The sequence below is a fragment of the Symploca atlantica LB2515 genome (assembly GCF_052546295.1).
The window spans coordinates 2,714,784-2,728,138 of sequence record NZ_JBQWMT010000001.1 but is presented as its reverse complement, the minus strand read 5'-3'; the positions used below and the strand labels follow the sequence as shown (position 1 = coordinate 2,728,138).

At 42.7% G+C, this 13,355-nt stretch carries 15 protein-coding genes and 1 pseudogene; 7 read left to right on the top strand and 9 right to left on the bottom strand.

The window, feature by feature from the left end; all coding sequences use genetic code 11:
* Window positions 1-215 precede the first annotated feature (215 nt).
* Window positions 216-1,403, bottom strand: a complete 1,188-nt coding sequence (locus ACT7WV_RS11390; RefSeq protein ID WP_445103009.1) for a DUF3095 domain-containing protein — start codon at window positions 1,401-1,403, stop codon at window positions 216-218.
* A 389-nt stretch (window positions 1,404-1,792) separates the two neighbouring features.
* Complete coding sequence (locus ACT7WV_RS11385) at window positions 1,793-3,184, bottom strand: PAS domain-containing sensor histidine kinase (RefSeq protein ID WP_445103008.1); 1,392 nt, start codon at window positions 3,182-3,184, stop codon at window positions 1,793-1,795.
* 174 nt (window positions 3,185-3,358) lie between these two features.
* On the opposite strand from ACT7WV_RS11385, the gene murJ reads away from it, so the two are divergent.
* Entirely contained in the window at window positions 3,359-4,972 is a 1,614-nt protein-coding gene (gene murJ, locus ACT7WV_RS11380) for a murein biosynthesis integral membrane protein MurJ (protein ID WP_445103007.1), read from the top strand.
* A gap of 112 nt (window positions 4,973-5,084) precedes the next feature.
* Here murJ and ACT7WV_RS11375 read toward each other — a convergent pair whose 3' ends face one another.
* Complete coding sequence (locus ACT7WV_RS11375; protein ID WP_445103006.1) at window positions 5,085-5,309, bottom strand: peptidoglycan-binding domain-containing protein; 225 nt, start codon at window positions 5,307-5,309, stop codon at window positions 5,085-5,087.
* 371 nt (window positions 5,310-5,680) lie between these two features.
* On the opposite strand from ACT7WV_RS11375, the gene ACT7WV_RS11370 reads away from it, so the two are divergent.
* Complete coding sequence (locus ACT7WV_RS11370; protein WP_445103005.1) at window positions 5,681-7,009, top strand: M10 family metallopeptidase; 1,329 nt, start codon at window positions 5,681-5,683, stop codon at window positions 7,007-7,009.
* 92 nt (window positions 7,010-7,101) lie between these two features.
* On the top strand, window positions 7,102-7,317 hold the full coding sequence (locus ACT7WV_RS11365; protein WP_445103004.1) for a hypothetical protein: 216 nt from the start codon (window positions 7,102-7,104) through the stop codon (window positions 7,315-7,317).
* 48 nt (window positions 7,318-7,365) lie between these two features.
* On the opposite strand, the pseudogene vapC reads toward ACT7WV_RS11365, so the two are convergent.
* Window positions 7,366-7,775, bottom strand: a pseudogene (gene vapC, locus ACT7WV_RS11360) (type II toxin-antitoxin system VapC family toxin).
* Entirely contained in the window at window positions 7,772-7,972 is a 201-nt protein-coding gene (locus ACT7WV_RS11355) for a type II toxin-antitoxin system VapB family antitoxin (RefSeq protein WP_445103002.1), read from the bottom strand. The pseudogene vapC and the gene ACT7WV_RS11355 overlap by 4 nt, the downstream one beginning before the upstream one ends.
* Before the next feature lie 146 nt (window positions 7,973-8,118).
* Between ACT7WV_RS11355 and ACT7WV_RS11350 the strand changes: the two genes are divergently transcribed.
* From ACT7WV_RS11350 to ACT7WV_RS11340, 3 genes are all read left to right on the top strand, one after another.
* Window positions 8,119-8,331 (top strand): type II toxin-antitoxin system HicB family antitoxin, encoded by a 213-nt coding sequence (locus tag ACT7WV_RS11350; RefSeq protein WP_445103001.1) that lies wholly within the window; start codon window positions 8,119-8,121, stop codon window positions 8,329-8,331.
* Complete coding sequence (locus tag ACT7WV_RS11345) at window positions 8,328-8,552, top strand: type II toxin-antitoxin system HicA family toxin (protein WP_445103000.1); 225 nt, start codon at window positions 8,328-8,330, stop codon at window positions 8,550-8,552. Before ACT7WV_RS11350 ends, ACT7WV_RS11345 begins: the two co-directional genes overlap by 4 nt.
* Before the next feature lie 274 nt (window positions 8,553-8,826).
* Complete coding sequence (locus tag ACT7WV_RS11340; protein WP_445102999.1) at window positions 8,827-9,039, top strand: type II toxin-antitoxin system HicB family antitoxin; 213 nt, start codon at window positions 8,827-8,829, stop codon at window positions 9,037-9,039.
* A 285-nt stretch (window positions 9,040-9,324) separates the two neighbouring features.
* Here ACT7WV_RS11340 and ACT7WV_RS11335 read toward each other — a convergent pair whose 3' ends face one another.
* The gene (locus tag ACT7WV_RS11335) at window positions 9,325-9,951 is read right to left on the bottom strand and encodes a tail fiber domain-containing protein (protein WP_445102998.1); all 627 of its coding nucleotides are present in this window, start codon (window positions 9,949-9,951) and stop codon (window positions 9,325-9,327) included.
* Between the two features lie 445 nt (window positions 9,952-10,396).
* On the opposite strand from ACT7WV_RS11335, the gene ACT7WV_RS11330 reads away from it, so the two are divergent.
* On the top strand, window positions 10,397-11,884 hold the full coding sequence (locus ACT7WV_RS11330; RefSeq protein WP_445102997.1) for an AAA-like domain-containing protein: 1,488 nt from the start codon (window positions 10,397-10,399) through the stop codon (window positions 11,882-11,884).
* A gap of 178 nt (window positions 11,885-12,062) precedes the next feature.
* On the opposite strand, the gene ACT7WV_RS11325 is transcribed toward ACT7WV_RS11330, so the two are convergent.
* From ACT7WV_RS11325 to moaC, 3 genes are all read right to left on the bottom strand, one after another.
* Entirely contained in the window at window positions 12,063-12,365 is a 303-nt protein-coding gene (locus ACT7WV_RS11325) for a DUF3181 family protein (protein ID WP_445102996.1), read from the bottom strand.
* Between the two features lie 73 nt (window positions 12,366-12,438).
* Window positions 12,439-12,717 carry a 2TM domain-containing protein gene (locus ACT7WV_RS11320; protein ID WP_445102995.1) on the bottom strand — a complete coding sequence of 93 codons (279 nt, stop codon included), beginning with the start codon at window positions 12,715-12,717 and terminating at the stop codon, window positions 12,439-12,441.
* 120 nt (window positions 12,718-12,837) lie between these two features.
* The gene (gene moaC / locus ACT7WV_RS11315; protein WP_445102994.1) at window positions 12,838-13,332 is read right to left on the bottom strand and encodes a cyclic pyranopterin monophosphate synthase MoaC; all 495 of its coding nucleotides are present in this window, start codon (window positions 13,330-13,332) and stop codon (window positions 12,838-12,840) included.
* Between the last annotated feature and the right edge of the window lie 23 nt (window positions 13,333-13,355).

Genomic DNA, 13,355 nt, shown 5'->3' with positions numbered 1-13,355 from the left:
TTTTTTGCGTGATTTATTTTTGATTAAACTAACATTAAAGTATTAAAGTACACCCTACTGTTTTTTATTGTGACAAATTCATTACACTCAAGTGATACGTATCACAGACTAGCAGTACTCTTTGGTTATCAAAAGGCTTAATTAAGCTAGTTACCCAAATAGTTTAGAGATTACTATTAATCAGACTACACACAGAAGTAAAAGAGAGTACTCCGTCAATAGTTCACCTGTTTGCTTTTAATTCTTTGCTTAAGTTCTTTAGCTGCGGCTGCGTAGCCTCCATCAGCACCATCAACAAAATGCACTTGTCTGCCATGACGCTCAAATATCAGACAAGTGATCAATGTCCGATCCGAGGTATGTAATCCATAAACTAACTTACCTTCTTGATAGCTTCTTTCTAAGAAGCGAGTCAGTTTTTTTGTTTGCACAAAATTACCATCAATGATCATCCGTAACGTATCATCAAATTTTTGATAATCCGTAGTGGCAACCACCATTTTTTTATAAATTTTCCAATCACCATCTGGCAGTTTAACTTCAAATGTCATTAAGAACCATCCCAAGAGATTCTCGATCCAGATTTTGCAAAAGTAGAGTAATTTATGAAGAAAACTGCCAGATTTAGCCCGTAAGCGAGTTTCTGATTTTAAATACTTATAACTAAAAGCGAGTTTTAGGTGTTCCTTAGCAATAGGTTTAAAGTAGTCTTCACTGCCGTAAATAGATTTAATTAGCAAGATCACGGCTCGGTAAATATTACTATCTTTTTCTCTATTGCCCGTTGTAGCACTGACAATCAGACTAACAGACTCTCCGTTTTTGGTGGGTATTTCTTGCCAACGGCATTCTAAACCAGAAAAATTCGCTTGTACACCATCAGCAGCGATTCCATAACTGTAGAGATGAGCACTTTCTGGGTTTTTAATCAATTCAGTGGCATAGTTCACACCACCACCAGCAAAAGCCGCCTGGTAATATTGTTCCGAAACCTTGAACTTTGCTACCTTAACCTCATGGTTAGTTTCTATAATATCGGAAACCGGAACCGCTCCCACCCGCAAATCTAGGTTAAACTCTTTTCTGGCTCGCTGACTAGTTCCTAAGAGTGCTTGCCTAGTTTTGGCAAACAGAGAAGGAGGAATTAAAATCGACGCACCATCACCGCCAAAAACAAAGGGAATTTCTAGATTACCAGCTATATTGAGTACAGCAGCAATTGAACAAGCTCCTAAAAGATTGACATCTTTGTAGAGTCCTGATTCTATAGCCTTCGTTGAACCGATAATGTCAGTAATTACAATGTACCAGTCACTAGGTACAGCATGAAAGTTTGTTGGGTCAGTAACATCTAAGAAATTGTCTAAAATCGGTAAATCTGCATAAAAGTATTCTGTACTCATAGTTGGTAAACTGACTTTCAGTCGAACTGATTTCTATGACTGGAATACACTATATTTCAGACTATAAGCAAAAATAAAATTGAAAAGCAGCTTTTAGTTTGCCTTTTTTGGCTTTATTTTCACCAAGTAATTAGATGAATATAGCAACTCAACTCTTAAAGCAACAATTTCATAGCACTCCTGAATGCTTCATGGGAAAAATAAACCACAGATAGACATAGATAAAATATGCGGTTCTCACAATTCAGCCAAGATTGCTAGAGACTATGTATATCGATTGCCAATCTGTAGTTTCAAACTGCTAAATACAAAGCAAACAATTTCCACACTTTGGTGCAGAATCTTAGTTTTACTAAAAATTTTTCTCGAATTGACTTAGCAGATCTACCCTAATGCTTCAATGGCAGCGTCACAGTAAATGTCGTGCCTTCTCCCATAAGACTAACAAAAGTAATCTTACCTTGGTGTAAATCAACGCAATGCTTGACTATAGCTAGCCCTAATCCCGTTCCTCTGATAGTTCCCACATTCCTAGCGCGATGGAAAGCCTCAAACAAGCGGGGTTGGTCTTCAGGAGGAATCCCCATTCCCTGGTCTTTAACTTTAAATACTACCTGATCTGCGAAATATGTGAAGCTTAACTCAACTCTACTACCCCTGGTAGAATACTTTAGGGCGTTTGAGAGTAAATTACTCAAAATTTGTTGTAGTAATTTACTATCTAGTGAAGCGATGTGCGCAGATAGACAAGGGTTGAGTTCTAAATTGTCTATTGCCAAAAATTCTTGATGGCTGCTTGATATTGCTTTGGTGTCGTTGCCTTGAGGGAAGAAAAGTATCTGATGCTGGTTGTCGTCGGCTAATTGCAGTGTTTCTACCAACTCCCTACAGAATTTCATCAAGTCTAAAGGTTTTGGGTTGAATTGCCGTTTGCCAGCTTCCGCTTCTGCAATAGTCAGGATATCGTTTAACATCTGGTTCATCTCGTCAACAACCCGTTGAATGCGCCACAGATGAGTCAGCTGTTTCTCCTCTGACAATCTCTGGCGGTAACGTTCCAAAATGCCCGCAGAAGACAGAATAATTGTTAAGGGAGTGCGGAATTCGTGGGAAGTCACGGCAACAAAGCGAGACTTAAGTTCATTGAGTTCTCTTTCCGCTTGCAGCGCCTTAAGTATTTCGGCTTCCACCTGTTGCCGTTCGGTGATGTCGCGCAATAACCAACGTAAACCAACTAACTTGTCTTCCCCACTAAAGATAGTCGCCACCTTAACAGCATTAGCGATTGGTGCTTGGTTCGGCGGCTGGAACCTAACTTCCCACTCCTGCAACTTTTCTTCTTGCCTTTGGGATAGCTTATTTAATTGACTGTAAAAAGCAGAACAATCTTCGAGTACCACATAACTGATTAATGATTTGCCGACCAATAACTCCTGCGGAGTATTGAGTAAACTAGCAGCAGCGCAGTTAGCTTCCTGAATTACCCCATGAGGATCGGTTACCAGGTAACCATCTGGCGCAAACTCGAAAAGTTCCTGGTAGCGCTGGCTTTCTGCTGCTACCGCCTGGTAAGCAACTAACAAATTCTCATTCTGCTGGTGCAGTTCTTCATTAGCGACTTCCAGTTCTTCTAAGGCAATGCTGATTTCCTCAAAAGCGATTTCCGTCAACTCCGGCTGTTGTCGCTGGGTAAGTGTGGGAGATTCCTTCGCTTGTCCTTCGAGTTGAACCACCCGCTGGCGCATCTGTTGTATTTGCTGGGCAAAGTTGTCTAAATTCATTTCAGTTGCTTTCCTGTAAAGACTTTTTTGACGAGGCTTATCTGAAATCGCACACTTTAAATCTTCATAACTTGATTAGCCTTAAGGCTGAACTTTGCACCAATGGCTTGCGGATTATCTGTCTAACGAACCGGATTAAATGTTATGACTTACTAGAGTAAATATTAACGACTTGTGTCTGAAAACCAGAAACCTTCTCGCTCCCTAGTTAAAATTGCTGGGATTGTGGCAGTTGCTACCTTAATTAGTAAACTGTTTGGCTTAGTGCGTCAGCAGGCGATCGCTGCTGCCTTTGGTGTTGGACCCGTTGCCAATGCCTACTTCTACGCTTACATTATTCCTGGTTTTTTGTTTGTGCTGCTAGGAGGTATTAATGGGCCCTTTCACAGTGCCTTAGTTAGTGTCCTCGCCAAGCGCGACAAATCAGAAGCCCCACGGTTAGTAGAAACGGTAACTACTTTAGTTGGTGGTATTTTGTTGGTGGTGGCAATCGTCCTGATACTGTTTGCCGGAGTCTTTATCGACATCGTGGCACCAGGTTTTCAGGATACACCAGAAGGTTTACAAACCCGTCTCATCGCCATTAGACAGTTGCAAATTATGGCCCCAATGGCAGTACTGGGGGGGTTAATTGGTATTGGTTTTGGCACCCTTAACGCTGCTGATCGCTACTCAATACCTGCCCTTAGTCCTTTATTTTCTAACATCACAGTCATCGGCGGCTTGGCAGTTTTGGCACTGCACCTAGGTAATCAAATTAGCGCTCCCCGATATGCCCTTTTGGGTGGATTAGTCTTAGCAATTGGCACCACGGCAGGGGCAATTCTTCAGTGGGTAGTGCAGTTGGGAGTACAATGGCGCATTGGTATGGGCAAGTTACGCCTCAGATTTGACTGGCGGATACCAGGAGTAAAAGAGGTGATGCAAGTCATGGCACCAGCAACCCTCTCTTCGGGGATGCTGCATATTAACGTCTATACCGACTTATTTTTTGCTTCTTATATTCCCGGTGCTGGTGCTAGTTTAAACTTCGCTAATCTTCTGGTTAATACGCCACTGGGAATTATTTCCAATATGATTTTGGTGCCATTATTGCCAGTATTTTCACGCTTAGCAGCCCCGGAAAATTGGCCAGAACTTAAGCAAAGAATTCGTCAGGGAATGATGCTTACCGCCCTAACAATGTTGCCTTTGAGTGCTTTGATGATGACGTTGGCAATGCCTATTGTACGGGTGGTTTATCAGCGCCAAGCCTTTGATGCGGAAGCCTCCGGACAGGTTGCCCCCGTACTGATGGCTTACAGTATTGGTATGTTTGTCTACTTAGGGCGGGACGTGTTGGTGCGAGTATTTTACGCCCTAGGAGATGGACAAACACCGTTTCGCCTCAGTGTACTTAATATCTTCCTTAATGCTGTACTCGATTATTTCTTAGTTCGAGCCTTTGCTACACCGGGTTTGGTATTAGCAACGGTTGGTGTCAATATCACTTCAACTATAGCGCTGTTGTGGATCTTGAACCGTCGGCTCAATGGTTTGCCTTGGCGGGAGTGGATTGTGCCGTTTTTTGGTTTAACTGGTAGCAGTATTGTAGCTGGTTGCGCCAGTTGGGGAGTTAGTTGGGGCTGTGAGCAAATTCTCAATACTAATAATCTTCTATTCGGGCTGTTGCAATTGAGCTTAGCAGGGATAGTTGGTTTGGGAATTTTTGCCTTGTTAGCAACACGCCTGAATTTGCCAGAGGTGGATATTTTTGTTGCCCGTCTCCGTCAGAAGTTTGGTAGGTAGACGCACTTTTTGATCTAACTGATGGACAAAGAAGATAAGTAGGGGAAAAACTTCCCCCAGTTTTTGCTAATTAATCATCTAGAGTTGTCATCTAAGTTTTTCACCTATCAGCCTAAATCCCTTCTGAAGCGCGTTCAGCCATTTTCGCCCTAGTTACCGGACCAACAATTCCGTCTTCCGTAATGCCATAGTCCTTTTGAAAACGAATCACAGCAGCTTTGGTTTTGGAACCAAATATGCCGTCGATTGCTCCAGGGTTATATCCTGTTGTGGTCAGGAATCCCTGTAGTTTTTTCACTTCTTCACCTTGGGAACCCTCTTTTAATACATTATTCATTGGATGGCTTTTTTCAATGAAAGTTTGCTACTCAATTATATGTATTTGACTAGATTGGTGCGGTAAATTGGCAAGGAAATATAATTTTCTTCAATAATTTTTAATAGAAACTAAACACAGATAGATTTTGTAAATGCTTGCTATCTTAAAAAATACCTTATAAAGCTCTATATATAGTTATTAAAATTATTTACTAATAATAATGTAATCTAAGACTCGGAATTTAGATTTAGTTTTTTAGATCAACATTAAATACTTTCCCCATAACCGTAATTTCTCGGATAATTCTTTTCCGTAGAAGCTCTGATTACGCCAAAGCTAAGGGAAAGTTAGGCTGAGCAGATTAAATTTCAAATCGGCTCAATATAACTATGGTTACTCCTACTGCGGCGGGGGCTTTTTCGCATGTCTCTTTATTTGGTAGCAACTATATTGATAGCCTACTTGCAGGAACTAAATGGGGAAGTATTACGGGAATTCCTGCTAATTTGACCTATAGCTTTGGTAGCGCTAACTCAAATTATAAAAACAACTATTACAGTGGCGAACCTTTGTCTAACTTTGCTCCCTTCACAACTATCCAAGAAAATGCTGCCAGAAAAGCTCTCGCAGCATGGGGCGAAGTTGCTAATATTCAGTTTACGGAAGTCATTGATTCTCCTTCCCTAGTCGGTGACATTCGCTTTGCCAAATCTAATAAACCTTCTACAGGTTGGGCTTATAATCCCTCAGGTTCGCCTGAAGGTGGAGATGTCTGGTTCAGCCACCGCGATATTTACAACACAGACATAAAAGGAAGCTATGGTTATTCTGTATTTCTGCACGAAATTGGACACGCTTTGGGACTAAAGGAGCCTCATGATCCTAACTTTGGTGGTGTTGCTGACATCAACATAGACACTACTGCTTATTCAGTAATGAGCTACAAATCTTACGTTGGTTCACAACTCAACCATCTAAGTCAGGCATTTTACTCCAGCACACCAATGTTGCACGACATCGCCGCTATCCAGTATCTTTATGGTGCTAATCTAAACACTCGCAGCGGCAATACAATTTATTCCTGGGAACCAGGACAACAGCTACTAGAGACAATTTGGGATGGGGGTGGAGTAGATACAATTAGCTGGGCAAATCAATCCTCAGCTGCCAAAATTAATCTGGGCACTGGTCAATGGAGTGAACTAGGGCCGGCATATTGGAACGGAGTAAAATGGGAAAACCAAACGTTAGCGATCGCTTATAACGTAACGATTGAAAATGCGATTGGTGGCTCTGGAAACGACACACTTACTGGTAATAATGTTGCCAACACTCTCCAGGGTGGTGCTGGCAATGACATCCTGGTGGGAGGCTTTGATAGCGACATACTAATTGGTGGCGGTGGTGCAGACTCGTTTGTCTTCAATTCCCCAGCTGAAGGAACTGACACAATCGCAGATTTCCAGACATACGAGGGCGATCAAATCCTGGTTTGGGCCAGTGGTTTCGGCGCTGGATTGCCAATAGGTACGCTAGGGGCCAGTCAATTTACCATGGGTGCTGCTGCTACTGACGCCAGCGATCGCTTTATCTATAATCCCTCAAGTGGCGAGCTTTTCTTTGATGCAGATGGTACTGGTGCTTTAGGGGAAGTGAAATTTGCCAGTTTAGCAACCGGTCTTAATCTTAACAGCAATGACATTTCGGTATTTGCTTAGAGGAAACTACTGAGCGACATGTCGTTGTCAGTGATGAGGAGGTATCAACTTAAAGATAAAATAGGAAACAAACTCAAATCACCTTGAGCGCGATGAAAACATCAGCATTTCAGCAAGCCATTGAATCAGTAGAAAGTTTACCCTTAGAAGATCAAGAAATTTTGCTCGATATCCTGCAAAAACGATTACGAGAACGGCGAAGAACTAACTTATACCTAGAGGTTAGCGAAATTAAACAAGAATTTGCTGAAGGAAACGTAAAATTTGGTTCAGTAGATCAATTCTTAGCAGAATTAGATCAACCATGAAAATTGGTTGGACACCAAAATCTCTTCGTGCTTTTAAAAGCGATCGCACTAACTTTCAACGATCAATAGAAAAACAGGAATGTGTGCTTGAAAACTCTGAAAGTCTTTGTCAGTGGTGAGGATGCTGTAGCTTCGACGATGGGCAACCGCACAAATCAGAAAACAGTATTTGAGCCTTGGATGCCATTGCTGCGACAGGTGTTGAAAAACTCTGCGGCGAGTTCGTAGTCTTCAGGGACGAGTTCTAAGTCTGTAAAGGCTCGAAGGTAATCCCGCAGACGGGTAAACTGTTCCGAACTGCGAATTCCAGACAGCATTTCTTGGCGAATTGCGCCTAGCATTGCAACTTGGTCATCAGTGATTAAATCCCGCAACAGTGTAACGACAGGGGGAGAATCGGGTGGCGTTCTCCGACGCAGAGCCAGTGACCAAACAGAGGTATCAACAATGACGCTCATGTCTGCTGACGTTGCTGCTTGTAGTCGTAGTCTTCATGATAATCAATGGTGCCAAAGAGGTCTAATACTTTGAGCCGCTTGCGACGTTGAATATATTCACGAAGCGCTGTTTCAACCAGAGCATCAATGGTTATCTGGTCATCAAGTGCGAGTGCTTCTTGCAGCAAGGCTTCGTTTATGTTGAGTGGTATAGCCACAATCGCTCCTGACCCAACGACTGACTAAATTAATGTTATCTCACTTTCTCTTCCTTACTTCTTCCCAAAATCAGGAGCGTCAGCGCTGAGGCTATCGCACTCTTGTAATCGTGAGAGAATAGAATAAAAAGCAAAAGCAACTAATCATGAAGCGAGAATTTAATGTGATTATCGAGCGAGATGCAGATGGCTACTTTGTCGCTTCCGTACCCAATCTAGCTGGATGTCATACACAAGCCAAATCTTTAGATGAGTTGATGGAACGTATCCGAGAAGCGATCAAACTCTGTTTGGAATTTGAGGAAGAACAGGATTTATTGGATTTTGTGGGCGTCCAACGAGTTGCGGTTGAAGTATGAGCCAACTGCCAAGTTTAACAGGACGCGAGGTCATAGCAGCACTTGGTAAAATAGGTTTTGAAGTTGCGAGGGTGCGCGGAAGTCATCATATTTTGATACATGATGACGGGCGTCGAACAGTGGTTCCAATACATTCTGGTGAAACAATTGGTCGGGGTTTGCTAGCACAAATACTGCGTGATTGCCAGATAACCCGTGAAGAGTTTAAGTCCCTGTTATGATATGAAGCGATCGCATTCCTTTTAAGACTACCTCTACAAAATTGGCGATCTGCTTGCAGTAGTGCTGACGCTATAGCACTCTTGAGAACAGACATCGCATGCTCATCGACTTCATACATGGGTGATCGCCTGTAGAGTCATCCTTAAATCCATAACGGACTTCTCATCTGCAAAATGAAAGCTTAAAAAGCGATCGCACTCCTGAGAACAGACGTGAAGCGAGCGCACTCTTGTAATCGTGAGAGAATGGAATAAAAATCAAAAGCAACTAATCATGAAGCGAGAATTTAATGTGGTTATCGAGCGAGATGCAGATGGCTACTTTGTCGCTTCCGTACCCAATCTAGCTGGATGTCATACACAAGCCAAATCTTTAGATGAGTTGATGGAACGTATCCGAGAAGCGATCAAACTCTGTTTGGAATTTGAGGAAGAACAGGATTTATTGGATTTTGTGGGCGTCCAACGAGTTGCGGTTGAAGTATGAGCCAACTGCCAAGTTTAACAGGACGCGAAGTCATAAAAAAATATTATTAAACTAACGTCTAATGGGTTAGACGGTAATAAGCATTCAAACTAAACTAGAAATTATTAATCTGTCGTAACCCATCTTTTTCAATCTGTAACTATATTAGCGATCGCGAGATATTTTATTTAGTGCATTACACTCACTTCGTTAATGCACCCTACAAGATCTGCGATGGCTACGCCCGCCGCAGGCATCGCACTAGTGCAGCTCCGCTAAACAAAAGTCTTGCCTGCGTAACCACCATCAACCCATATCAGCTGTAACCTGGGTTTCCAAAATTTTGACTTTCTCTACCAATGCCGTCATAGTTTTCTGTTGCTCTTTCACAACTTGAGTTAATACGGCTACGATATCCATAGAACTCACTCCTTTCCTATCAGATGTTGCCAATAAATCTGGGACATCTTCGGCGATAAATCCCACATGCAAATTTCTTTCTCTATCGGCTTTGTAAAAGAACTTAACAGGATTGAGTTTTTCCAATGCCGCCATCGCTTCTTGCTCAGGAAGCTCGACAATACTATCCTTTAGCTCTCGTGATGACGCCTCAATTAATTTACCCTTGATAGAAAGATCTCCCTTAGAGTTTATGGATGCGACGTCTGTATATGAGGATAAATTGTTAAAGTCACTTACCATCCTGAAAAAGAATGAAGGAATTGAATTACTAGCAGCGTTTTTTGTAGCGTTAAAAACAATATCTCTTGCTGACGAAATATGATGTACATCTCCACCATTACCACCAAACTTTATTTTGGCATCGGCAAGAGTGCCATCAATTTGTAGATTTCCTGTTGGTTCTGTTGCTCCGATACCAACGTAACCATTAGATTTAAGTGTTACGTAATTACTTAAATTAAGCTCTGACATTGTTTGTTCCCTCCATTTGAGATCTATATGTATCCAGTCGCTAGCTTTTTGTCAGCAACTTCTGCATCGCTTATGACTTAATAATGCGGATTTTCTGCCTCCAACACCATCAAAATTTGCAACTTTAAGAAAAAAGTTAGTGATTTAGCACCAGCATTTTACCAAAACCATTCCCCACATTGGTTTCAGCTACTAAAAAGTTAAGAAACTCGCAACCATTAATTAACGCCGTTCTTAACTTTGGAAAAAACTCTAAGTTAAGAACTATGCTTACGTTTACCTTTTCCAGAACAAACCCCAACTCCGAAACGCGTTAAAAATAAACTTCTTGAGTTGCATTTTTAAGATTTGTAACTGTAATACGTAAAATTGCCCATTGCATAAGTTATCTATGATTAAGAAGCAGATTACTCAGCATATTTTTATACTTTGTTTAGAGTAAAAAATGCAATTACAATCGAAAAATCATCTCCGGCGGCGGGGTGTGACTTTGACGGCTCAAGGTATAAGAAAACTTACTCAGGCAAAAGCTGAGGTAGAAATTGAGCAAAACTTTAAGCGATACACTCTCAAAGACTTCAGTGAGCAAACAGGTTTAACCCCCAATACCCTCAGCAAAGTCTTTTCTGGCTCAGTAGGAGTCGATAAGCGAACCTTGGAGTGCTGCTTCAATACTTTTAATCTGACCTTGTTAAAGGAAGATTATTTCTACCTAGAACCTCACCAAGACAATCTTACCGAGATTGACTTAATGTCTCCTGCCCAAACCGGCTGTTCTATCGAATCTTGCAGCAATACAGGGCAAACCCACAACATGGATCAACCACAAGACAATCGGCAATCTCGTCCCCCAACCACACCAGGAGGGCAAATGCCCCTGGATTCAGTCTTTTATATTGACCGTCCCATCCTCAAATCTCTCTGTTACGAAGCCATCGAACAACCCGGTGCGTCGATCAACATCCGCGCCCCCAAGCAAATGGGCAAAACGTCCTTAATGGCACGCATCCTGGCTTATGCTGAAACTATTGGCTATCGCACTGTTTCCGTGAGCTTGCAACTTGCCAACAACGAGATTTTACAGAACCTAGAGAGCTTCTTACAATGGTTCTGTGCCAGAGTCAGTAAGCAGTTAGACTTGCCAAATACAATCGCCAATTTTTGGGATAATTCCTTGGGCAGTAAATCAAATGCCACTGATTACTTCCAGGATGTTATCTTAATTAACCTTGTTCGTGGAGCACGGGCTGCGCACAATCGCGAAGCGTCTCGAAGGGAGAATCACCCCCTAGTCATTGCCATCGATGAACTCAACCAGCTTTTTGCCTACCCCAACATTGCTCGTGAATTTTTCCTACTGTTGCGAACTTGGTCGGAGCAAGCAAAAGAAGACGATGCAGACATTAATCCTTGGCACAAATTACGACTGGTGACGGTTCATTCTACTGAAATCCTGATGCCTCCCTCAATCAATCCTTCCCTGTTAAATACTGGTCTGGTTATTGAGTTACCTGAGTTTACCCCAGCTCAAGTACAGGAGCTAGCAGAGCGGTGGAAACAGGAAATAACCGTGCCACAAATCCAGCACCTAATCACTCTGTTGGGAGGACATCCCTATCGGTTGCAGTTAGCTTTTTTTTCCCTAAAGCAGCAGAGAATAACCCTAGAAGAACTGTTAGAAAATTCTGCGAACACCGCCGCCATCTATGCAGAACACCTAGAACAACAATGGTGGAACCTGCAACGCTATCCCAATTTATTGTCATCTTTTAAAGAAATCGTCAGGCAATCAATTCCTGTAGATTGTGAGGCTGTGCAAGCCTCCCGGTTGCACAAGATGGGGTTGGTGCATCTACACAGCACAAAAGCAAGTCTCGCTTGTGAGCTATTACGTCCGTTTTTTTGCGATCGCCTGGGGCAAATTAACAGTTAGAGATTCCCAGAACTGACCAACAATGCTAGTACAATGCAACCGGGAATAGCAATCCTAAATGAGAAGCGAACACCTCCCCCTTCTCACCTTTGTCTCCCTTAGAATGAAAATCAAATAGAATTCCTATCTGTCGGGAGAGTAAGATTGCTATCATTTTGAGGAATTACAGACGTTCACTTCACATATTGCGTTGATATTCCTCAAGCAGTTCCATAAGATCTTGCTGAACCTGTGTAGGAAGCAAATCTGCCAGAGGTACTTCCCGTTTACCGCCTCCTAGTTTCACGGAGATGCTTTGGAGAAGCTGCCGCACTCGGTCTTGATCTAGGCTATTTTCTTTGAGCATGGGATAGATTTGCTCTGCCAAAGTCGTATGTAAATGGGCATCCCTCAAGTAGAGGTGCCACTTCGCAACATCCATATAAACGTTTTCGCCAATTTCGGCAGCGAGAGTTTCGATTGCTTCTGTGGTGTTAGCCATAAAAATCACCTGGTTTCTACTTGAGTTGATGCTTATGCCGTTAATCTTAACCGTGGCTTTTGGTTCAGTGAGTCTACCCTTGAGGGGATTTCCCCTGAGTATCTTGAGCAGTTAGCGGAGAATAGTCTGCGATCGCAAAAATATAGAGGGCGTGTCCTACCAAAATTAAGGCCCAAATTCCCGTGAACCAGTAAGACCAAGACCATTCGGCGTACTGTAGTTCACGGAAAAACCAAACACCAGAGTTACAAGCTGCAAAAAGAAAAACATGTACAGCAAAGTTCATGCGATCGTCTAGACGGCGGAAGTCCGGATCACGCCGGTCAGGTTTGCGAGGCCAACGAGGAGGCATAGATAATTGTTACTAGTCAGTGATCAGTAGTCAGTGGTTAGAGGTCATTTGTTGTGATCCAAATTACCAGTAGCATCTGACAACTAACTTGATTTTAAGTCTCTAACCGACTTCTTCCCATCAACTTTGGTAATCACCTGACTTTCCTCCGGTTTTGCTCAAGAGGCGAATTGCTTCAATTTGCATAGACTTTTCCAGGGCTTTCGCCATGTCGTAGAGGGTAAGTGCGGCGACGGAAACTGCTGTGAGGGCTTCCATTTCGACACCCGTTTCAGCTTTGGTACTCACTGTAGCCTGAATCTGATAACCCGGTAACTCCTGATCGGGAATTATTTGTACTTCCACTTTGTGTAGCGATAAGGGATGACATAAGGGAATTAGTTGGGCGGTTTGCTTGGCTGCCATAATCCCGGCTAGTCTGGCCGTACCTAGGACATCACCCTTTGGTGCATTTCCGGCTTCAATCGCCTCAAAAGTCGCAGCTTTCATCCGCACTTGAGCAGCAGCAACTGCTTGACGCGGTGTAACTGGTTTACCAGAAACATCCACCATCTGGGCTTGTCCTTGCTGATCCAGATGGGTTAACTGTTGAGATGGGGAAATTTCTTGCTTCATTTGGTTAATATGCGCTATGATGA